This is a genomic window from Gilvibacter sediminis (genome assembly GCF_028561565.1).
In the GTDB taxonomy this organism is placed as follows: domain Bacteria; phylum Bacteroidota; class Bacteroidia; order Flavobacteriales; family Flavobacteriaceae; genus Gilvibacter; species Gilvibacter sediminis.
Map to the genome: position 1 here is coordinate 191,355 of NZ_JAQQTE010000001.1, position 21,043 is coordinate 212,397.

Consider the following 21,043-nt stretch of genomic DNA (forward strand, 5'->3'; position numbering starts at 1 on the left):
GACGAATCAACATCTGCAGTGTTTCAAAAATTATTTGGTTGAGCTAATTATCGCTCTATACGCATGATATCTCCGGCCTTATGCATTTCTAAAACCTGTTCGCGAGAAACGCCATAAACAGGTTCCATATAATTCTCTTCCTTGTCAATCTTGTAGATTCCGGAGTATTTATCCACTTCATAAGAATTATCCATGATGTACAAACTGTCTGCATCTACGCGCACTACTTTGAACGTCGTATAACTGCTATAACCCGCTTTGTATCTATAAATATCTCCCGTTTCTGGAGCCGCCAAATATTCAAGTTCACGCTTGTCCTGTACATTGCTCGCTACAACGGCTCCCACTATGAAACACAAAAAAATGGCCAAGCCCGCCCATTGCCAAACAGGACCTCGGCTTTCACTTTTAAGCCTCAAGTAAGCCTCTTTATGCGAAGCACCAAGTTTTTTGGGTTTGAATTCGGTATTGCAATTCTCACAATGCCCGCGACCCAACTTTCCCATAGGGAACAGTGGAATCCAAAAGATGTGTGAGTGCCTTCTGTAGACATTTAAGGTGATACTTCCTGTGGCTTCACAGCTTGGACAGGTTCCTGTTTTTGGTTTGCTGCTGTTTAAGTGAATGGCTTTACTTCCGTAAATGAGCATATTGTTGTTGTTAGTGATTCAAAAAGTTGATTGTGACCTTAGCCAGTTGTTCAGGATTGTTTTTTTCTAGTGGATGGACTCCGTCTTGAATTATTTCACAACGCCCCTGCCCTAAATGCTCAGCGGCCCATTGTGATTCTTCCATTGAAACCATCCGATCCTGCGCTCCGATCATAATAAGCACAGGCGTCTTAACGTCCCGTAATTCTCGCTCAGAAAATGCCGCTCCATTCCCTAAGTCTAACATCATATCCGCAGTTTTTTCAAGTACTTGTTTCCAGTCATTGGGTTGATGCACTTGCTCTAAAAAAGTTGCGAAACGCGGCACCTTTTCCAAGATCTTCTCTGGGTTTAGTTGCTTCACCTCTTTTGCAGCACTCTCTGGTGTCCAAGCAAACTTGGTGCCGTAGGTCACTATGTTTTTTATATACTGCGGATGGGTTTGTGCCAATTTCAATGCGACATAACCGCCCATGCTGTATCCGAAGAAATTCGCAGCATCCAGCTGATTTTCTTTCATAAAATCAAGCACGTTTTGTGCAAAGACTTCCATGCGAAACGCCCTATTGGATTCACGGCCTCCATGGCCTTCAAAATTCAAGCGATAAACCTCATAGGTGCCAGACAAAGCAGCTTCCATAGAAGCCAATTGATCCCTTGAACCCAAGGCACCGTGCAGTAAAATTATGGGTGGTCTTTCCAAAATATAAGCAGTCGCTTTTGCGCTTTTAAGTTTCGCTTTCAAGTACCCAAAACTGTCATCAATGTTGGCAAAAAGATCCTCTTCTGGCACTAGATCAGGGATGATATCAACAGCTTTAAGCATATCACAAGGCTGTTCTTGCAAGCCAACCAATATGACCTCAATGCCTTGTTCTCTCAGATCAAAAATGATATCCTCTAAGGCATAGAGCCCAGATTGGTCCACATAAGGCACCCGATCCATTCTTAAAATCACTGCGTCTATAGCTTCAGGCAAGGCTTTTATCTGATCTTTAAAATAAGAGGTGAAACCAAAGAACAGTGGCCCGTATAGGTGTTTAATGATAACGCGATCCTTGTACTTATCGTAAAACTCAACCTCATCTTGCCAAGGTTTAGAACCGTCTAAGTCCGCAATCTTACCTACTTCCATCCCTTGTTCCGAAAGGTCTCCAGACTTTTTCATGAACAACAGACAAGCCAAAGCAACTCCAGCTCCAACGGCGTAGATCAAGCTACCAAAAGTGGTTATGAGAAGCACCAAAATAAGCACCACGGCATCTGCACGGGGAACCTTTCTCAAGTGCTTGAGTCCTTTGAGATCTACAATTTTAAATCCAATAGGGATCAGCAATCCAGCCAAAACACAAAGTGGAATATGCGCTGCCAATTTTCCTAAGCCAAGCAGAACGGCCAATAAAAATAAACCGTGAAGCGTACCTGACATTCTGGTCTTTCCGCCGGCATTGATGTTTACCACAGTACCTTTTGTGGCTCCCGCACCAGGAATTCCACCAATGACCGCAGCCAGCATATTTCCTATACCTTGACCGATCAACTCCCTATTGGAATTGTGTTTGGTCTTGGTCATATTGTCTGCGATCACCGAGGTTAAAAGAGAATCTATACTTCCCAGCACGGCCAAGACCACAGCGTATTCTAATACAAGGCCGTAAGCCGAGGCATCTACCTCAAAGATCCCATCGATCTTAATTGAAGGCAATCCAGAAGGGATCTCCCCAATAACAGGGACCGCCATATCGCCAAAATAAGCGATCAATGTGGCTACAATTAAAGCCACAAGCGCGCTGGGAATGGCTTTGGTGATCTTGGGAAAGAGATAGTAAACGGCTATGGTAACTGCTCCAAGCATCAGTGCTTGCAAGTTTGCCTCAGCGAAGAGTCTGGGCAAATCCTGTATTACCGCTAAGGTAGATTTAGATGAACCCAATCCGGCGAAAGGAAAGATCTGCAGGATAATGATAATGAGCCCTACCCCACTCATAAAACCAGAGACTACCGGATAGGGGAAATATTTGACATAACTAGCAATATTGAGAAACCCAAAGATGATCTGAAACAAGCCTCCAAGTAAAAACGCCAAGACAACAATTGGCATGGCAGACTCGAGCGACCCCGTGATCTGAATGGCAGCAGCAACTAAGGCTGCCGAAACTACCGTCATAGGTCCTGTTGGGCCACTCGCTTGTGTGGCCGTGCCGCCAAAGAGCGCAGCAAAGATACCTACGGCTATGGCTCCGTAAAGCCCGGCGGTAGCTCCCATTCCAGATTGCACACCAAAGGCTAAAGCCAAAGGCAGGGCTACAACACCAGCTACCAAGCCACCCGTAAAATCTCCTTTAAAATTTTTAAAATCGTAAAATTTAGCGCTCATATGCTTTTGAATATCATAGTTCAGAAGCTCTAAGGTACAGTTTTTAAAGCCTTGATAAAAACTCCATGTTGTGAGATTTCATTGACCTGAGATCAAAAAAAAGCCTCAAGTCAAAACTTGAGGCCCTTATTGTATTTGTAATCAGAATTCTTAGTCAACCGCTTGCATTTCATGTAAGACAAAGGAGGCCACAGCACCTTCTGTTGCCTGTAAATATGCTCCCAGATGACTGTTGTTCATGTGATTTTGCCACAGTTCACGACTTTCCCAATTTTCATAGAACAGGAACATATTGGGGTCGCCAAGATCTTGGTGAAGGTCGTAATTGATGCAACCCTGCTCTTTGCGAGTAATTGGAATGAGCTTTTGTAATTCTGATTTGACCAGCTCTCGCTTTTCGGGTTTGGCAATGATCTGCGCAACAATGGTTAATCGTTTAGTCATGGTTTTGTTGTTTATGCAATGGTATTGATAACGGTTTCTGCCGCTAAGCGGGATTTAGGATTCTTTTTAGGCTGATTGAAATCCTCTGGATCTCGATGCCCAATTGCAACCGCAACTTGAGCAGCGTACTTAGTTTGCCCTAAGATCTTATCGTAGTTCTCTGGCTCGATTCCTTCCATAGGCGTCGCGTCTATGCCCATATTGGCGCAGGCACTTAAACATACCCCCAATGCTAGATAGAGTTGACGATCAAACCAAGACTTGATCTGATGTTCCGGCCAAGGCTTTATAAACTCCTTGTAATAGTTCACCGCTCCTTCTGGCAGGTTTTGTTCGATTTGCTCTTCAAATCCCTCTAGAGTATTGTGTCTGCTAAAAACAATAAGAGTATCACTGTCTTGAATACGCTCTTTGTTGAGCCAAGAAACTTCAGAGAGCTTTGCTTTCATCTCCGGATCTGATATAAAAGTGAATTGCCAAGGTTGACTGTTTATTGAAGAGGGCGCTAAACGCAGTATTTCTTTTAGCGCGTCGATTTTATCAGATTGGATCTTTTGGTTTGGGTCATACTTCTTTGTGGTATAACGGTTTTGCATTGCTTCTAAAAAACTCATATTTCTTTTACTATAATTTTTATAGTTGCAAAATTAAGTATAGTAATATACTTTTGCAAGAACGGTCTAAATGGATAGTATCATGGAAGCATCAGAAAAACAAAAAGGGCACATCTTTAATGGTCAAGAATATCCTTGCTGCACAAGTTTGACTATGGGGGTCATAGGCGGCAAGTGGAAAACGGTCATTCTGTATCATCTTATTGAAGGACCCTTGCGCTACAACATATTGCGCAAGACCATGCCAACGGTCACCGAGCGCACCTTAAGTCTACAACTTAAGAAATTGGAAGATGACGGTATTATTCAAAGGAAGGTATACCATAAAAAACCTCCCCTCAAGGTAGAATACTCACTTACATATTTAGGTGAAACTTTGGTCCCAATCATCAAAGCAATTGCAGATTGGGGAGATCAAGTTCAAGAATCTAATTGACTTGTAAAATAGGATTGGAGGCCTGAGGATCTACAAAGTTATCGGCTCTTTGAAAGATAGGCGGAATCACTTCTTCTCCTTTTAGATTGATATAGCCCAAACCATTATCGCGTTGTACAATGGCAAAACCGTTTTTAAAATCCATAGCATTGCCGTATTTAGGTTCCACCAACCAATTCCCCTTCAGATCTATATACCCTACTTTGCCATCTACCTGAACAGCAGCAAAACCTTGACTGAAGTTCCTCACGGCAGTGTATTGATTCTCAATCACAAACTCGTTTTCCTTATTGATAAAGCCCCATTTTCCATCTTTCTGCACAGCACAAAGCCCCTCAGAAAAGTCGGCTACGTCTTCATAGATATTTGGAATTACTTCCGTTCCATTGAGATCCATAAACCCAAAGAGATCCTCTTGCAGATAGGCAGCAAGTCCTTCGTGAAAATCATAAGTAGCCTCATAACTAGCAGGGATCACTTCCGCCCCAGTAGTATCTAAAAAACCGTATTGGTTATCCTTTTTGAAGAATGCGCGGCCCTGGTAAAAGTCACCTAAAGTATAATTCTCATCTTTTTGGATCTTCCAGTTTCCTTGAGTATCCACATAACCAATGATTCCTTGATCTAGATCTAGCGCCGTGGCGAGTCCTTCATGAAAAGGCATAATGGCATTAAAACCCTGTTTGACCAGATCACCGTTGGTATTGATGAAACCAACTTCTTGGTCACTCAACCTCACAGGAGCAAATCCTTCCAAAAATGAAGTAGGTTGCAGATAGCCTTTCCCATCAAATTGAACTTCACCGGCTGTATTGATAAATATATATTTTCCGCCCACTGCACCTTGAAACAGATCCGTACGGACGCCTTCTATATTGACACAAGCCAAACCATTTGAAAAAAGACGCGCCATAGGATACAGCGGTTCTATGAGATAATTACCCTCGGTATCAATATACCCGTACTTACCGTCCTTCATGACCATAGCAATTAACGCTGGCTCATTTGCCTTAGGGACATCCTGAGCAGATGCTGCCGGAGTGGTTTCGTTTTTACAACTCGCCAAGAACATTAGAGCCATGGCGATACAGCTTAAAAAGATCTTTTTCATTAGTGCTTTAGTCTTTGGGTTATGTCCTCTCCAAACGGATCACTCCAGCGACCATTGTCAAAAGTGATCACACCAAACTCCTTGTGAAAAAAACGGGTTTTTGATTTCATATTGAGCTCGAGTCCCACAACATAATCGGGCAGACAGGCAGTGGTACCACCGTCTTCTACGGCTGTGTAACCTTCATCACAGGGATCTGAGCTGCATGAGGTAAAAACCAATAGCATGGCCAATGCGACTGCATTAAGAACTTGCTTGCTTTTCATAGGTCTAATTAATTGCTGATGTAGTGTAAACTTAAGGATAATTGACGAAGTTTTAAATGGAGTCAATAAGCCGACTAATCCATTTTTAAATGCTTCACAATGACAGCCAACTGCCCCAAATGGTAAATGTCATGCTGTAAAATTCCGTCCAACATCCATTGATACGTATAATTTCCTTTGAAGTCGGTGTCATAATACTCTTGCTGTAAAAAAGAATCGTCTTTGTCATTCAAGAGCGCGATCAACTGTGCGTGACTGCGGTCGTATCGCAGCTTAATGGCCTGCCAGCCTTGGGCGTCCAAATCATTGTCAGGCAACCAGTTTTCGGGACAGGCATCGGTCTTACTCCCCGTACCCGTTTGTATTTTGAGAATGGCTTCTTCCCGCCATAAGGTTAAATGCGAGAGTATCGCCGCTACGCTTTTTAATTTCGCAGGGCGGATAAACATCTGATCTTCTCCCAGCCCATCTAAGACTTTTGCGTAGCTGTTGCCGATCCAAGGTTTGCCGCTTTGGATGGCCTGCATTTGAGCGATAAAATGCTGAATGAGTCTGTTGTTGGCTTGGTCCATGATTTACTTCTTTTTAAAGACCACGATGTCTTGGTATTCTTTGGCCTCTGGAGTTCCTTTCCAAAAACCATCTGCAATACGTGTTATTTCAAGTCCCGCCTTAGACATCATTTGTTCCAAATGATCTTTGTGAATTGCAATATTACCACTGGTTACCTTGCTGTTCATCAATCGAAATCCATCTCCAGCCACCGGAAAACCAAATCCTTCATCAGAAGCGATCTGCTCCTCGTTGGCCTCATCATATAAAAAGAAGGTAGACATGGCTTGCCCATCTGGAGCCAAAACCCGGTTGATCTCGGTCAAATAATGCTGAATCTCATCAACCATCATGTGGGTGAAAACCGAAAACGAATAGACCTTGTCAAATTCAGAATCGCCATAAGGAAACTTAAACTCTGTGGCCTTGCCTTTGGAATTGTTGTACAGGTCATTGAACAAAGGCACATAGGTAAAGTTGAAGTTCGGAAAATCGCGACCGATCTTTTTGTTGCACCAATCCACTCCGCTCTTGACCACATCAAAACCCTCATATCGCGCCTCAGGCGTCAAATATTCTACAAGTGAGATCGCCGTACGCCCAATACCGCTACCAATATCCAATACACGATCTGCAGGCTGTAAGTTTACTTCTGATTTAAGCAGAGCTAGTTGATGCTTACTACTGGCCAAGAACTTGTCCGCTCCTGAAGCGGAGCCGGTATAAATTGCCCCTCTTGGTGGAATATACTTATTGCGATTGCCCTTGATTTTATCTTTGAGGTCTGCGGGTAAATAATAGAGGTATCTTACCCAAAATCGCTGCTTTGCAGATAAGGAATACCAAAGCTTGCGGAAGTACTTTTTGTTCATTTAGAATTGGTCACAGATTTTTTGCGTAGCTAAAGATAGCAATAGTGCGTCAATCCTGGTTTTTATTCTTGCAGCTGGGACAAATATCCTTTGAGAAGCAGTTTCATGCCCCAAGTCAATAGTTCTCGGGACTCCTTATTGTCGAGGTCACAAACATCTTTGGCCACAATGATTGGCTCTAGGCCCATGAATAAGGTAATAATATTGGCGAGCTTCTTTTTGTCTTCGGTTGGGAACTGTTCTTGAGCCAAAGTAAAATTTAAGGCCTTAGTACGTCGAGCTCCTCGTTTGAACTGTTCTGCCGATGATTCAATCACCACACTCAAATACTTTCTAAACGCAGCTTCGTGGTCTAGGGTTAAGGTGTTGAAATACTCTTGAATTTGAAGCAATCGGTCTTCTAAATCCTGATCTTGAACCTGCTCGGCCAGATCTTTAGGGGGAATTGTAGCAATCGCCAAGCTCGTTTCTGCGGCCAGAATCTCTACACTTGAAAAATAGCGGTAAATGGTAGCGCGAGAAACCTTGACGTGCTTGGCCACATCTTCCAATTTAAACTCTTTGCCAGAACTCAGGAAATGCTGCGCAGCTTCTAGGATCTTAGCTCGTGTTTCAAGTTTCTGATTGGTGCGTCCAGAAGAGACGTAATTCTTTTTCATGAGACAAATATCTCATAAAGTTTGGTAATATCAAAGCTAAATCCTACTTTCGTGAGACTAAATCTCATAAAAATGCAACCAAACAAAACAAAATGGGTTCTGGGCCACAAGGTAACACCTCACGACACTTCTGGCGATTATGACCTCATGATGGCGGAGACACCACCACAAGTGCCTGGTCCGCCACCGCACCTGCACCACTCCTATAAGGAATCCTTCCTTATCGTTGAAGGTGAAATGGAGTTCTTTGTCAATGGAGAAACAAAGGTCTTACGCGCCGGCGAGTCCATAGACATTCCGCCAGGAACACTGCATACATTTGGCAATAAAAGCGATCAAGTCTGCAAATGGATCAACATTCACAGTCCTAAAGGCTTTCGGGATTTCTTTGAAACTTTAGGGGTCGATGCGGATCAGCAGAACGCCGTGGAACAGTCTGTTGCACCAGAAGTCATTCAGCAAGTGATTCAGACCGCTGCAGATTACGACATGATCATCAAGGCGTGATAGTAATAATGAGCAGTGAAGCTGAGTTAAAAAGACTGGAATATCCAAGGGGAGATGTTTTTGCATTTATCTACTAGACCTTATACTATAGAGCATAAACCTTCGACTTTCTAGAATATCCCAGTCTTTAAAACAGGTTTTTTACAGTCAAAAAGAGAAAACCGCTGCGGGAAACACAGCGGCCCTCTCATTGACATTCGGAAAATAATTTTCATTGCCTTGAGGCTTTAAAAACTTCTTTGACTTTTGCCGCTGAATCAAATGATCAAGAAGATCCAAACAGGATGGAACTTGCGTTATTCTTGTCCAATCTTTTGATTCTTATTCACAACAAGCCAAAAATGGTGGTTACCTAGCAAAAAGTTGCTCAAGGAACTCTGCAATTGCCCCAGGGAAGAAGGACTTTTACAAAGAATTAAAATGAAACTTTCCTTTTGGATTGATTATGTAATGAGTCAGAATGACACAATAAATGTACAATTATTTTAATTACTTTCACGTTTCTGTTTTCGCAAAATGAAATTTGACTATAAAGAATTACTTGATAATTGCATACCAGGACTCTCCATTGACTGCGTAGTGTTCGGGTACAAAGACAAGAAGCTGCACGTTCTTTTAGTGCGTTTTATAGATTCTCATGTTTGGGCCTTGCCGGGAGGATTCATTCCCAAAGATCAAGACATGGACGCTGTAGCCAACCAAGTTCTATTTCAGCGAACAGGTCTACAAGAAGTTTTCTTACAACAATCTCATATTTTTAGCTCCCTCAATAGGCACTTTGACATAAATACCCGTAGCCGCTTGGTTATGGACACCATCAAGAAAACCTGGATGGAAGATCAAAAAGAAGCATTGGAGGCCTGGTTTAGTGAACGATTTATCTCTACTGCTTATATGGCCTTAGTAGATGCTGAGAAAGTTCACCCGCAGACCGATGTGCTGAGTGATGCCTGTGATTGGATTCCTTTGGACGAGTTACCGGACTTACTCTTGGATCACCGCGAAATGATTGATGAAGCGCACAGGCAACTGCGAATGAAGATCCGATTGCTGCCTATTGGAAAATCGCTGCTGCCTGAACGATTTACCATGTCTGACCTTCAAAGTTTGTATGAAGCCATCCTCGATCAGAAATTGGACCGCGGAAACTTCCAGCGAAAAATGATTCGTCTCGGCTTTTTGAATCGACATGAAAAATTAATGACTGGCGCTCAGAACAAAGCACCCTATTTGTACAGCATTAATGACGAGGCCTACGATCAGTTGCTAAAACACGGAATCAACTTTATATAACTAGAGGTATTCCACCAACTGAATGTTGTTCCCGCAAGTATCGTTAAAAACCGCAATCTTCACCGTTCCCATATCCGTAGGTGCAACGCTAAATTCTACATCCAACCCCATTAAACGGTCGTATTCTTCCTGCACACTTTCAACATCGAATTGCGTATAGGGAAATCCTGCTTCCATCAAGGCGTCTTGAAATACGCGACTGGGTTCAAAATGTAAAGGAGCAGGCTCCAAAACCAATTGAACACCGTCTTGATCTTCTGGGGAGACCAGAGTCAACCAGCGGTCGGTCTCATTGATGGGAATGTCTAGTTTTTTTAGGAAGCCTAGTTTTTTGGTGTAAAAATCCAAGGCGTGCTGCTGATCTCTAACAGGAATACTGATTACGGTTACTTTCATGTTTAGTTGTGTTTGATGCTTTGCAAGTTGCCAAATCGCAATGGAGATTACTTCTTTAAAGTTGCTCTTTTTTGGAATCCTTTGGGCGAGATGTTGTTTCTGCGTTTGAACAAGGCGCTAAAAGAACCCAAGGATTTAAATCCAACAGCATAACAGGTCTCCGTTACTGAGGCTCCACTTTTGAGCAGTTCCTTTGCTTTTTCCAGACGTTTATCTGTCAAATATTGACTGGGAGTTTGTCCGTGATATTTTTTAAAAAGGCGCAACATGTGAAACTTAGAGACAAATCCTTCTGTAGACAGCACATCTAAATTGAGCTCCTCTTGATAGTGATCATCAATGTGATGCTTTACGGCCATAATGGTCTCCAACTGTCCTTGGTTGGCAAATTTCTTGGCCTTGTAGTTTTCCAGATGTTGTTGGTAAATCGACATAGCTACAAGGTATGAAAATAGACCGGGTCTTCAAATTAGAGCGAAAGACGAAATAAAAAAGCGACCCTATTTCAGGGTCGCTTTGGGCTAATTCAAATAGTGTCTATTTGAAGTTCAGTTCACCATTACTTAACTAAAAACTATGATGCATACTGAATTGTAATTGGCCTTTCTGCCAATTCACTGTCGTTTGTTCCATCCATCCCAACTGAAACCTAATCTTGTCCGTCAAGGCGTAACCCAGACCTAAATAGGTTCGGTTTCTGTCAAAGAATTGCACCTGCCTTCCATTACCTATCTCACGTTCACCATTGATGAAAAGCTCATTGTAGAATGCAATGTAGGGTGTACCTTTTTTGAGCTCGTAACCTTTCAGCGGTACGTTTATAAACAACATATACCTGTAGCGAGTTCTAAAATCTTGGTCTTCCACCCAACGCTGTTCATAGCGCATTCTGTGAGTGAGTAGCAATCGCTTGAGCAAAGTATTTGAGAACAAAGCCTCCTGATAAATACGATTCTCATTGAACGGATTGTCTATCTCAGTTCCAAATTGACCGGTAGTGATATTGGCGTAACCCAGGGTAAACTTTACTCCTGAATTTTCAGGCTGATAGGTGACTCCAGTGCGTAACAAAAGCTGCTCTCTATCACCAAGACCCCGCCAATCACGATACTGATAATCTCCTTGAAGCCCCCAATTAGATTCCTTAAAAGTGGTATTCCAAAAGTACATATACCAAGCCCCGAGTTGATCTTCGTCCGGGCCTTGCGCATGCAAAGCAGAACTCACAGTAAAGATGGAGATTCCAAGCAGAATAACTTTCTTCAATTGTTTAAGCATACGACCTAATTTTAATTAGCAAACTTAGGTAGGCTTTTGATGGTCTCGTCAATGAACTCCACCTTACCCGTGCGTAAATTGTAAACCGCTCCAACAATAAGAACCTCTCCAGAAGCCGATTTTCTAGACAATAAGGGCTCCAGATTTCTAAGCAGATTCACCTGCTCTATAACGTTGGCACGCACGGCAAGATCCAATTCTTCCTTTTCCTCCAAATTTGCGGCCTTGGCAAATAAGGCTGCGGGCTTAATAGCATTGATCAAAGTTACTACGTGTCCTGGCGGATTTTCCGGCAATTTCATAGCAGCACTAACCGCCCCACAGCTCTCATGACCCAACACAACAATCAGTCTTGTGTTTAAGACGGCCGTAGCGTATTCAATGGTTCCGTATGAAGCTTCTGCCATTACCTGTCCAGCGGTACGGGTAATGAACAAGTCCCCTACACCTTGGTCAAAGATGATCTCATTGGGTACACGACTATCCGCACAACCAATAATAGTGGCAAACGGTTTTTGACCCAGCTCATTATTTTTGAGGTCGGCATCAGTTTGGCGTGGTTTGATACTCTTGTTCTCCGCAAAACGTTTGTTACCGTAAATGAGTTTTTTGAGTCCGTAGTACGGATCTGCATACGCACTGTCTCTATCGGCAAAATATGCGTTGTCTTGAAGATTCAGCATGTTTTTAACCTCAGCAGACTGCCCGTAGATAGAGCCACCCATAATCGTAAGGAAACAAAAGAAGAATAATTTTTTCATAGCGTTTATAATTTTTGTTTTTCAGTTACAAATTTACCGAGACTTTCAATCGCTGATACACAACTTAACAAATATTTAATAGTATTACTTTTATATATAGGTGTTTTACTTTCTTTTTTGTGATTATTACTTTTTTTGCATGATTTATAGGCCTTTAGGCAATATATTTTTAGTGAAATTCTAAACTAATTTTATTAAGTATTACAAATTTGAATGTTAAAAGGCAGATATACACAAGCATTTTAATAGTAATACTTTAATGCATTTTGACTCAATGTTAACCCGAATGCGAATTGCTTAAACTCAAAAGTAATTACCCGCTATTGGGTATTTCTAAGCCTCATTACGATGCATAGTTTTGGATCAAACAAAAGTTTAGAAATCATGAAACTGCGCCATCTAAAATTTTCGACTCTACTGAGCTTGGTTTTCAGCATGAACTCCTGTTTGTTTCCCATCTGCGACGATGAGTTTTATGAAGACTTTCCAAGTACGGTATATAATGAAGATTCCTTTGTTGAAATTTCTTTGATTAACGGATCAGCAGTTGAGACCGTCTCATTCACAGATGGAGTGGTCAGTGCAGAAAATGTAGTGGATGCCTCGAGCTTTGGATCGGAAGAGCTAGTAAGTTTTGAGACAGGAATTGCAGCGCCAATTGACACCACGGTAAGCATTGAAGCAGATCTGCAAATGGCGACCATCAACTTAGAAGACGGCACGCAAATACCTCCATTCTTCGCAGGAGTAGGTTCCTCAGGAATTATAGTAGCAGACGATGAAATAGAAAGAGAGGATTTCAGATACAATTTCACCTATCCATCAGACGCAACACCAATACCAATAGACAGCATCAGTAGCATTGTCTTGATCTACAGCTTGAACTACTTCTCCTTTGATGGTCTCTTACATACCAAGATATTTACCCATACCGTAGTATTTAACTAATTGTGGTGAAGCCGGTGTGTTTTCTCATGAACACAACCTGCTCCTAGAGCCTCGGTCCTGCCGGGGCTTTTGGGTTTTAATCTAAAGTGAAGCCGTTATCTCTTAGTATGCTGGCATACCAGCTATATGAAATATCACCGCGCTTATAATATTGCTTAACCTCTTCTATACTGCCTTTGTCTCCGTAGTCTTTGCGGTAGTCTACAGTACCATCAGTTTTGTAAAAGGTCCACTGCCCAACGCGAATACGCCAATCCTTATAGGTTCCAACGGCTAGGAGCGTACCATCTTGATTGTATTTCTTAATAGGGCCTTCTACTCTATTTTGATTGTAAGTACCCTCTTCTTTTTTGTTTCCGTTCTCGTAGTAATTTACCCAGCTGCCTTGGCCTAGACCATCAACATATTCTTGCCTAGAGGAAAGCTGACCATTTTCATACCTCCCAAATAAAATACCCGTAAATGGTTCTTTTTCTCCTTTGGCATAATATCTATACACGCCAGAGCTGGAATTGCCATAAGTAGCGCTCATAGAAAGTTCCCGTTTACTAGTCACCTCACTCATGGAGAGTTCTCTTTGCGCTAAGCTCAAAGTGGGTAGACAAAACAGCAACCCTAACACTAAATATTTCATAACAAATTGATTTTCAATAAAGATACCGCCCTTTGGCGTTAAGGTTTTGCCATCTGCTGGTAAAGTTCTGTTAATAGTTTCTCTAAATATAGCGAGCACTTAGCGGTGTTCTTTATAGAAGGTTTTTCCTGAAATTTCATCCCGTGAGAACATAACTAACTAATTTTCTTACCTTTATTGCACCTCATAAGCCGCTTACCTACCGACTAAATATCCAAACGATGAAGAAAAAGTTGATTCCTATTTTTGGGATAACTCTAATGTCATTTTGGTTTAGTGTCGCCCAAGTAGGTATAGGCACTATTGCACCAGAGGCCAGCGCAGCCTTAGACGTATCTAGCGCGAATAGTGGTTTCCTCGCCCCACGCGTGAGTCTGTCCGATGTGTCAGACGGAACCAGTCCCATAGACACACCAGCCACAGGACTCCTAATTTTCAACACCAACGCTTCAGTTACTGGAGGCAGTGGCACTGGCTATTATTATTGGTCTGGCTCTCAATGGAGTCAATTAATCACCAATGCCTCTGTAGGACAATGGGGTACCAGCGGGAACACGGGAACGGACCCGAGTACTGATTTTATTGGCACTACAGACGCCCAAGATTTAGCCATTCGAACCAACAATGTACAACGCATGGTTGTTGACGCCAATGGAAATGTAGGTATTGGTGAGGCTAATCCAAGCAATACCTTAGATGTGGCAGGAAGCATACTCTTTGACGGTGACTTTGTAAATCAACAGGCGCTTGCCGTTCATGGCGATGCAGTTCAAAATGTTCCGTTTACCAACAGCCAGTTTACACCCCTTACTGGCACAACAGTGTCCATTACTATTACCGACGGTAGTGGTGTTAACAACTCCGCGGTATTTATTTCTGGTTTTGCACGAGTCTTTGGAGGGAGTTTAAATGGCACCAATAGCTCCGTAGGAGGTTATTTTATGGTACTCCAACGTGATACAGATCCAAGTTTTGCCACAGCTGTTAATCTCACCTACACAGCAGGAGTATGTTATTTGGAAACTCCCAATGGTTTGACAAGTGCGGCAGTTCCCTTTGGTGGTGGAGGTCATATTTCTTATTTGGAAACTGGACTTACTGCGGGTACAACGTATTACTACCGCCTCAACTTTTACACTAACGGAGTAGGTATCACAAGTGGGACGTATGACATTTATCAGCGTGATCTGAACGTGATACAAATTAAGCAGTAATATATTTAGGGCGCCCCGTAAAGTGAACCATGTCTACTTTACGGCCGCGCTATCCGTTACAACTCCTCACTCGCTTGCCAACTTCGCCAAGACTCTGTTGGCCGCAGCGTTGCGGGGTTTTCACTACTATCGCTGGCGCGGGGTGGTTACCGGTCATCGAGTGATTTGGGGAGCAAATAGTATTGAGATGACTGGTTGGGGGAAGTCTTGTGGGGTTTTGGGTGATATGAAAACTTCAAAATATCTCTTCACGAAGTAAAGTCAACAATTCAAGTTCAATTGTTGATAACAATTTTCAAATAAACTCTGAAATCCTCTAACAGAATGCGCCTTTTTTAGTTATACGATTAGAAGCACAATTAAGTGGGTCTGATAAAATTAATGTAATGAAAAAAGAGGTCTTAGCCTGTCAACTGTTATCTGAACGCTACCCATACGAAGGATATGGAGGAATGATTGGAATTGCAAAACATGAATTTGGTGTTGTAAATGAATTTTTCACGGAAAAGGCGGTTGATCTTTTACGCGAAGCAAATCTTGTTATTTCACGCAACCAAAAGGATGGAAAATACGATGTGAGAATAACTTCATGTGGACGAGAATTAATCGACAAATATGGAAGTCTTACCAATATGCTCAAAAAACAGAGGAAACAAAGGAAAATTAAGCACTTCCAAAAAGTATCTAAAATGTTTATTGATGGTATAAAGTGGTTAGCTGAAAACATCAAATACTGGTGGCCAATTATTATTGCTTTCTTTATTTAGTAAACCAAAATTCACTTGTGGGATTCATTCGCTTCGCGAATGTTCCAAACAACAGCACCGTTCAGTGGGATTCATTCGCTCCGCGAATGTTCCCTTCACGGGTAATCACTAAACAAAAAAGCGCCCTTTTTGTGATGGTGGGATTCTTTGGCTGCGCCAAAGTTCCCTTCACGCTCCGCGTGAAAATCACAAAAAGATTCACTTCGCATTACTCCAAAAAAGAAGCGAGCTTCTTTTTTGAAGCTCGCTCGTGAATCACTTTTTTTGTGACTTATTGTACCTTGGGTGGGAATCGAACCCACACTCCCGAAAGAACTGGATTTTGAATCCAGCGCGTCTACCAATTCCGCCACCAAGGCTTATCGGGACGGCAAAAATACATAAAATGTTGAATTTTACACTAAATATTAGAACTAAAAATATTCGGGCTGAACTTGGGATTTTTTTACATTTGTAGCTTCCAACTAAAACACCACAAGAAAGATGCCTGGAGCCGTTCCTCAACCCAAGATATTTGCTTGTAAACAAAGCCAAGAACTTGCCGAAAAGATTGCAAAACAATTCGGTGTCCCGCTGGGGAACGTAATCACCTCTACTTATTCAGACGGAGAGTTTCAACCTTCTTTTGAAGAGTCGGTTCGCGGAGCCCGTGTCTTTATCATCGGTTCTACTTTCCCTCCAAGTGATCACTTAATGGAAATGCTATTGATGTGTGATGCTGCAAAGCGCGCTTCTGCCAGACACATTACTGCTGTATTGCCCTATTTTGGTTGGGCACGTCAAGATCGCAAGGACAAACCAAGAGTTCCGATCGCGGCTAAAATGGTTGCCAAGATGCTAGAAGCCGCAGGTGCTACGCGTATCATTACTATGGACCTTCACGCCGATCAGATTCAAGGTTTCTTTGAAAAACCAGTAGATCACCTTTTTGCCTCTACCGTCTTCTTACCTTATTTGAGAAAATTAAACTTGGATGAGCTTACCATTGCCTCTCCAGATATGGGAGGTTCAAAAAGAGCTTATGCCTATTCTAAAGCGCTAGAAAGTGACGTGGTAATCTGTTACAAGCAACGCGCCAAAGCCAATGTGATCTCTCATATGGAACTCATTGGTAATGTAGAAGGCAAGAACGTTGTGTTGGTAGACGATATGGTGGACACCGCCGGAACCCTTACCAAAGCTGCAGACCTAATGATGGAACGCGGGGCCAAGAGTGTTCGCGCCATCTGTACCCACCCTATCCTTTCTGGACAGGCCTATGAGCGTTTGGAGAACTCGCAATTGGAAGAACTTATCGTTACGGATACCATCCCGTTGAGACAGGAATCTCCAAAATTACGCGTACTTAGTTGTGCACCACTTTTTGCTTCTGTGATGCAAAGTGTGAACACCAACAGTTCCATCAGTTCTAAATTCTTGATGTAATCCGCAGAAAACAAGCCTTTAAGGCCTTGTAAAAAAAGTCGTATTTACTTTCAGCTACCAAATAATTTTGGGATATTTGCAGCCGTTTTCCACTTAAGGTGGTTAACATCATGCAAAACAAATGCAAATGAAATGAGCGCAGAAACTTTTTGCGAAGTTCATTTCAGGAGCACAAAATTTTTAAGTAAATGAAATCAATTACGATCAACGGATCTCAAAGAGAAAGCGTGGGCAAGGTATCTACCAAAGCCTTACGTAATGCTGGAAAGGTTCCCTGCGTAGTATACGGAGGAGAAACACCGATTCACTTTTCAGCGCCAGAATTAGCGTTCAAGAACTTGGTGTACACTCCAGACGTACACACAGTTGTAATTGAGCTAGAAGACGGCACAAGCATCAATGCTATTTTGCAAGACATTCAGTTCCACCCGGTAACTGACCGTATCCTGCACATCGACTTTTACCAAATCTTTGACGACAAGGAAATCACTATGAACATTCCTGTACGTCTAGTAGGTAATTCTCGTGGTGTACGTAACGGAGGGGTGCTGCGTTTTGTAAACCGTAAGCTACGTGTAAAAGCAGTTCCAGCGAACTTGCCAGATTATATCGAGGCAGACATCACTGAATTGCGTATTGGTAACAAACTTTACGTTACTACCCTTACCAACGATGCTTACACCATCATGCACCCAGACAACACTGTTGTTGTGCAGGTGAGAACTTCTCGCAACGCTGTTGATGAGGCAGATGACGAAGAAGATGATGATGCAGAAGAAGGTGCAGAAGCAGCTGCTCCAGCAGAAGCTCCTGCTGAGGAATAGATCTTCTAGCATACCGAACATAGAAAAGAGTCCGCTTGATTATCAATTTAAGCGGACTCTTTTTATTTTTACAAAAAAAAGGATGCTCGCATTTATAAAGCGACTTTTTGGTTTAGACGCTCCTAGCGAGCCCGAGCAAGATCCCATGAAGAAATTTCTAATTGTGGGTTTGGGCAATATTGGACCCAAATACGACAACACCAGACATAATATTGGATTTGATGTGGTTAGCACCTTGGCAGAAGAGCACGAGGCCACTTTTGAATCCAAAAAACTCGGGGACATTGCCAAACTGCGCATTAAGGGCCGTCAATTGATTCTGCTCAAACCGAGCACCTTTATGAACCTCAGCGGCAAGGCCGTGAACTACTGGCTCAAACAAGAGAAAGTTTCGCTTGAGAATATGTTGGTCATCACCGATGATCTCAACCTACCCTTTGGCAGCATCCGCTTAAAGAAAAAAGGATCTGACGGAGGTCATAACGGTTTAAAGGACATTCAGGCTACACTCAATACAACTGCCTACAATCGTTTTAGATTTGGAATCAGCGATCAATTTGCCAAAGGCAGACAAGTAGATTATGTGTTGAGTCCATGGACCGATGAAGAACAAACGGCCCTTAAGGAACGACTCAAAACCAGTGCTGAAGCCGTGGAGTCATTTGCCTTGGCAGGTATGGATCACACCATGAACAACTTTAACGGAAAATAAAATGCAAACCTACGCCTCATCGGCTCAATACAAAGGCACTCAACCCACGGTGGTTACCATCGGGACCTTTGATGGCGTGCATGCAGGACACCGAGTGCTGTTAGGCCGATTGACTGATGACGCTAAAGCCATGGGCTGTGAATCTGTGATCTTTACCATGTTTCCGCATCCGCGAATGGTCTTGCAGCCCGATGTTGACATTAAACTCATTCAAACCATAGATGAGCGCGAAGCGGTTTTGGACCGTGTGGGCATTGACCACTTGGTCATTGAACCCTTCACCAAGGAATTCTCCCGCATGAGCGCAGAAGATTTTGTACAACAATTGCTGGTCGAAAAACTCAACGCCAAAAAAGTGATCATTGGTTATGATCACCGCTTTGGGCGCAACCGCCGTGCCGATGTTTCGGATCTCAGACGCTTGGGTGAAGAGTTCGGTTTTGAGGTTGAAGAGGTCGGCGCACAAGAGGTCGATGCCATAACGGTAAGTTCCACTAAGATCAGAAAGGCCCTAATGGAAGGAGATCTAGATACAGCAAACACTTACTTAGCTGATCCTTTCACGCTAACGGGAACCATTGCCAAGGGCCGTGGTTTAGGGCGCCAACTGGGCTACCCAACGGCGAATTTAGAAATCGCAGAAAACTACAAGCTCATCCCGAAGAATGGTGTCTATATAGTAAAGAGTCAAATAGACAAAAAGTCGGTTTTTGGCGTTATGAATATTGGTAACAATCCGACTGTTGGTGGAGATAAAACCACTATTGAAACCTACTTCATGGATTTTGAGGCTGACCTTTACGGACATAAATTGCAGATAGAATTACTTTCACGGATTCGTGATGAACAGCGATTTGGATCGACTGAAGAACTGACAGCAGCCATTGCAAAAGACCAAAAAATCGCCGAGGCCTATGTTAGATCGCATCAATAAATACCTCTTTACTCGCGTTGATAATGCCGGTTTGGTGTTGTTTCGTATTGCTTTTGGGTTTTTGCTTACTGTAGAAGCCTACGGTGCCATAGCAACAGGTTGGGTGCGACGCACCTTTATGGATCCGGAATTCACCTTCAATTTTATCGGATTCGACTTTTTGCAACCCTTGCCAGGCAATGGAATGTATATCTACTTTGCGATAATGGGAGTCTTTGGAATTGCGGTCATGCTCGGTTATAAATACCGTTGGAGCATGGCAGGCTATGCCTTGATGTGGATGTGCGTTTATTTGATGCAAAAATCCTCCTACAACAACCACTATTACCTCATGATGCTGCTCACTTGGATGATGGTCTTGGTGCCCGCGGCAGGCCGCATGTCATTGGATGCCAAACTCAATCCAGAACGCAAAAGCATCTCTATGCCCCGTTGGGTACAGACCTTAGTGGTGGGGCAACTGTTGATCGTATTTACCTACGCAGCAATTGCCAAAATATATCCCGATTGGCTAGATGGGACGGTCACACGCCTGTTCATGAAAAGTAAAGCGGATTATTGGCTCATTGGTGACTTTTTACAGCTCCCATGGGTACACTGGGGGATGGCTTATTTTGGGATTCTCTTTGACCTTTTGGTGATCCCGATGTATATGTGGCGCAAGACACGCTGGCTGGCCTTTGGTCTGTCACTGTTCTTTCACCTGTTCAATTCCGCAGTATTTCATATCGGAATATTCCCCTATATGTCGATTGCGTTCGCCCTGTTCTTCTTTAGTAGTGAAACCTTGGTGAAACGCTTTATGCCAGCGGAAGAAGTTTACCGCGGGGACGAAGTGCGCATTCCCAAAACAGGCAATATTACCACCGCACTCTTGGTCGGTTATTTGTTTGTACAATTTGCACTGCCGTTAAGGCATTGGTTTATCGCAGAACCCGTTTTGTGGACAGAAGAAGGACATCGCTTGTCCTGGCGAATGATGCTGCGCACCAAATCCGGAAGGGTGATCTATTATATCGTAGACAAAGCCGATCCAAACAAAAAGAAAATTGCCTACAGTTATAAAGACCTTCTGAGCAAAAAACAGTATCGCTCTTTTAGAACCAAGCCCGATTTTATCTGGCAACTGGCCCAACGCATCCATCAGATTGAAAAAGAAAAAGGCAAAGATGTCGAGGTCTATGCTACAGTGCGCGTCAAAGTCAATGCCGGTAGCTATCATTTATTAGTTGATGAATCTGTCGATCTTGCTTCAGTGTCCTGGGATCAACTTAAACACGCCTCCTGGCTGCTTCCTGCTCCAGAGAATTTCACTAAGATCGAGAAGAAAAAAGATTCAGATTCTTCCACTCAAAATTAAAGGATCCTC

General features: G+C 42.9%; 25 protein-coding genes and 1 tRNA gene. 11 read left to right on the top strand and 15 right to left on the bottom strand.

What is annotated here, in order from left to right:
* Positions 1-47: 47 nt before the first annotated feature.
* The 4 genes from POW22_RS00755 to POW22_RS00775 form a co-directional block, all read right to left on the bottom strand.
* A complete protein-coding gene (locus POW22_RS00755; protein WP_272830473.1) occupies positions 48-650 on the bottom strand; it encodes a zinc ribbon domain-containing protein in 603 nt (200 codons plus the stop codon).
* Positions 651-660: 10 nt separating this feature from the next.
* A complete protein-coding gene (locus tag POW22_RS00765; RefSeq protein WP_336407695.1) occupies positions 661-3,027 on the bottom strand; it encodes an alpha/beta fold hydrolase in 2,367 nt (788 codons plus the stop codon).
* Positions 3,028-3,177: 150 nt separating this feature from the next.
* Positions 3,178-3,471 (bottom strand): putative quinol monooxygenase, encoded by a 294-nt coding sequence (locus POW22_RS00770; protein WP_272830474.1) that lies wholly within the window; start codon positions 3,469-3,471, stop codon positions 3,178-3,180.
* Between the two features lie 11 nt (positions 3,472-3,482).
* A complete protein-coding gene (locus POW22_RS00775; protein WP_272830475.1) occupies positions 3,483-4,085 on the bottom strand; it encodes a nitroreductase family protein in 603 nt (200 codons plus the stop codon).
* An 82-nt stretch (positions 4,086-4,167) separates the two neighbouring features.
* Between POW22_RS00775 and POW22_RS00780 the strand changes: the two genes are divergently transcribed.
* Positions 4,168-4,521 carry a winged helix-turn-helix transcriptional regulator gene (locus POW22_RS00780; protein WP_272830477.1) on the top strand — a complete coding sequence of 118 codons (354 nt, stop codon included), beginning with the start codon at positions 4,168-4,170 and terminating at the stop codon, positions 4,519-4,521.
* On the opposite strand, the gene POW22_RS00785 is transcribed toward POW22_RS00780, so the two are convergent.
* The 5 genes from POW22_RS00785 to POW22_RS00805 form a co-directional block, all read right to left on the bottom strand.
* Entirely contained in the window at positions 4,514-5,632 is a 1,119-nt protein-coding gene (locus POW22_RS00785) for a WG repeat-containing protein (RefSeq protein WP_272830478.1), read from the bottom strand. The genes POW22_RS00780 and POW22_RS00785 overlap by 8 nt on opposite strands.
* Positions 5,632-5,898 (bottom strand): hypothetical protein, encoded by a 267-nt coding sequence (locus POW22_RS00790; protein ID WP_272830479.1) that lies wholly within the window; start codon positions 5,896-5,898, stop codon positions 5,632-5,634. The genes POW22_RS00785 and POW22_RS00790 overlap by 1 nt, the downstream gene beginning before the upstream one ends.
* A gap of 74 nt (positions 5,899-5,972) precedes the next feature.
* A complete protein-coding gene (locus POW22_RS00795; protein ID WP_272830480.1) occupies positions 5,973-6,470 on the bottom strand; it encodes a DinB family protein in 498 nt (165 codons plus the stop codon).
* 3 nt (positions 6,471-6,473) lie between these two features.
* Positions 6,474-7,322 carry a class I SAM-dependent methyltransferase gene (locus POW22_RS00800; protein WP_272830481.1) on the bottom strand — a complete coding sequence of 283 codons (849 nt, stop codon included), beginning with the start codon at positions 7,320-7,322 and terminating at the stop codon, positions 6,474-6,476.
* A gap of 62 nt (positions 7,323-7,384) precedes the next feature.
* A complete protein-coding gene (locus POW22_RS00805) occupies positions 7,385-7,981 on the bottom strand; it encodes a TetR/AcrR family transcriptional regulator (protein ID WP_272830482.1) in 597 nt (198 codons plus the stop codon).
* Positions 7,982-8,053: 72 nt separating this feature from the next.
* Here POW22_RS00805 and POW22_RS00810 point away from each other — a divergent pair, with 72 nt between their 5' ends.
* Both POW22_RS00810 and POW22_RS00815 read left to right on the top strand, forming a co-directional pair.
* Positions 8,054-8,488, top strand: coding sequence for a cupin domain-containing protein (locus tag POW22_RS00810; protein ID WP_272830483.1), 435 nt, complete (start codon positions 8,054-8,056; stop codon positions 8,486-8,488).
* A gap of 516 nt (positions 8,489-9,004) precedes the next feature.
* Positions 9,005-9,781, top strand: a complete 777-nt coding sequence (locus tag POW22_RS00815; protein ID WP_272830484.1) for an NUDIX hydrolase — start codon at positions 9,005-9,007, stop codon at positions 9,779-9,781.
* On the opposite strand, the gene POW22_RS00820 is transcribed toward POW22_RS00815, so the two are convergent.
* From POW22_RS00820 to POW22_RS00835, 4 genes are all read right to left on the bottom strand, one after another.
* Complete coding sequence (locus POW22_RS00820; protein WP_272830486.1) at positions 9,782-10,177, bottom strand: VOC family protein; 396 nt, start codon at positions 10,175-10,177, stop codon at positions 9,782-9,784.
* Positions 10,178-10,224: 47 nt separating this feature from the next.
* Entirely contained in the window at positions 10,225-10,611 is a 387-nt protein-coding gene (locus POW22_RS00825) for a helix-turn-helix domain-containing protein (RefSeq protein WP_272830487.1), read from the bottom strand.
* A 133-nt stretch (positions 10,612-10,744) separates the two neighbouring features.
* Positions 10,745-11,455, bottom strand: coding sequence for a DUF2490 domain-containing protein (locus tag POW22_RS00830; RefSeq protein WP_272830489.1), 711 nt, complete (start codon positions 11,453-11,455; stop codon positions 10,745-10,747).
* Between the two features lie 11 nt (positions 11,456-11,466).
* A complete protein-coding gene (locus tag POW22_RS00835) occupies positions 11,467-12,216 on the bottom strand; it encodes a carbonic anhydrase (protein ID WP_272830490.1) in 750 nt (249 codons plus the stop codon).
* Between the two features lie 384 nt (positions 12,217-12,600).
* On the opposite strand from POW22_RS00835, the gene POW22_RS00840 reads away from it, so the two are divergent.
* Entirely contained in the window at positions 12,601-13,164 is a 564-nt protein-coding gene (locus POW22_RS00840) for a hypothetical protein (RefSeq protein ID WP_272830491.1), read from the top strand.
* A gap of 76 nt (positions 13,165-13,240) precedes the next feature.
* On the opposite strand, the gene POW22_RS00845 is transcribed toward POW22_RS00840, so the two are convergent.
* A complete protein-coding gene (locus POW22_RS00845; protein ID WP_272830492.1) occupies positions 13,241-13,798 on the bottom strand; it encodes a toxin-antitoxin system YwqK family antitoxin in 558 nt (185 codons plus the stop codon).
* Between the two features lie 221 nt (positions 13,799-14,019).
* Here POW22_RS00845 and POW22_RS00850 point away from each other — a divergent pair, with 221 nt between their 5' ends.
* A complete protein-coding gene (locus tag POW22_RS00850; protein ID WP_272830493.1) occupies positions 14,020-15,012 on the top strand; it encodes a hypothetical protein in 993 nt (330 codons plus the stop codon).
* A 386-nt stretch (positions 15,013-15,398) separates the two neighbouring features.
* Positions 15,399-15,779: a hypothetical protein gene (locus tag POW22_RS00855; protein ID WP_272830494.1), complete on the top strand. Its 381-nt coding sequence runs from the start codon at positions 15,399-15,401 to the stop codon at positions 15,777-15,779.
* Positions 15,780-16,056: 277 nt separating this feature from the next.
* On the opposite strand, the gene POW22_RS00860 is transcribed toward POW22_RS00855, so the two are convergent.
* Positions 16,057-16,138: transfer RNA gene (locus POW22_RS00860), tRNA-Leu, on the bottom strand.
* A 124-nt stretch (positions 16,139-16,262) separates the two neighbouring features.
* On the opposite strand from POW22_RS00860, the gene POW22_RS00865 reads away from it, so the two are divergent.
* From POW22_RS00865 to POW22_RS00885, 5 genes are all read left to right on the top strand, one after another.
* The gene (locus tag POW22_RS00865) at positions 16,263-17,204 is read left to right on the top strand and encodes a ribose-phosphate pyrophosphokinase (RefSeq protein WP_272830497.1); all 942 of its coding nucleotides are present in this window, start codon (positions 16,263-16,265) and stop codon (positions 17,202-17,204) included.
* Positions 17,205-17,392: 188 nt separating this feature from the next.
* Positions 17,393-18,028, top strand: coding sequence for a 50S ribosomal protein L25/general stress protein Ctc (locus POW22_RS00870; protein WP_272830499.1), 636 nt, complete (start codon positions 17,393-17,395; stop codon positions 18,026-18,028).
* 82 nt (positions 18,029-18,110) lie between these two features.
* On the top strand, positions 18,111-18,740 hold the full coding sequence (pth, locus tag POW22_RS00875) for an aminoacyl-tRNA hydrolase (RefSeq protein ID WP_272830500.1): 630 nt from the start codon (positions 18,111-18,113) through the stop codon (positions 18,738-18,740).
* 1 nt (position 18,741) lies between these two features.
* Complete coding sequence (locus POW22_RS00880) at positions 18,742-19,674, top strand: bifunctional riboflavin kinase/FAD synthetase (protein WP_272830501.1); 933 nt, start codon at positions 18,742-18,744, stop codon at positions 19,672-19,674.
* Positions 19,655-21,034 carry an HTTM domain-containing protein gene (locus tag POW22_RS00885; RefSeq protein WP_272830502.1) on the top strand — a complete coding sequence of 460 codons (1,380 nt, stop codon included), beginning with the start codon at positions 19,655-19,657 and terminating at the stop codon, positions 21,032-21,034. The genes POW22_RS00880 and POW22_RS00885 overlap by 20 nt, the downstream gene beginning before the upstream one ends.
* The last annotated feature ends 9 nt before the right edge of the window (positions 21,035-21,043 follow it).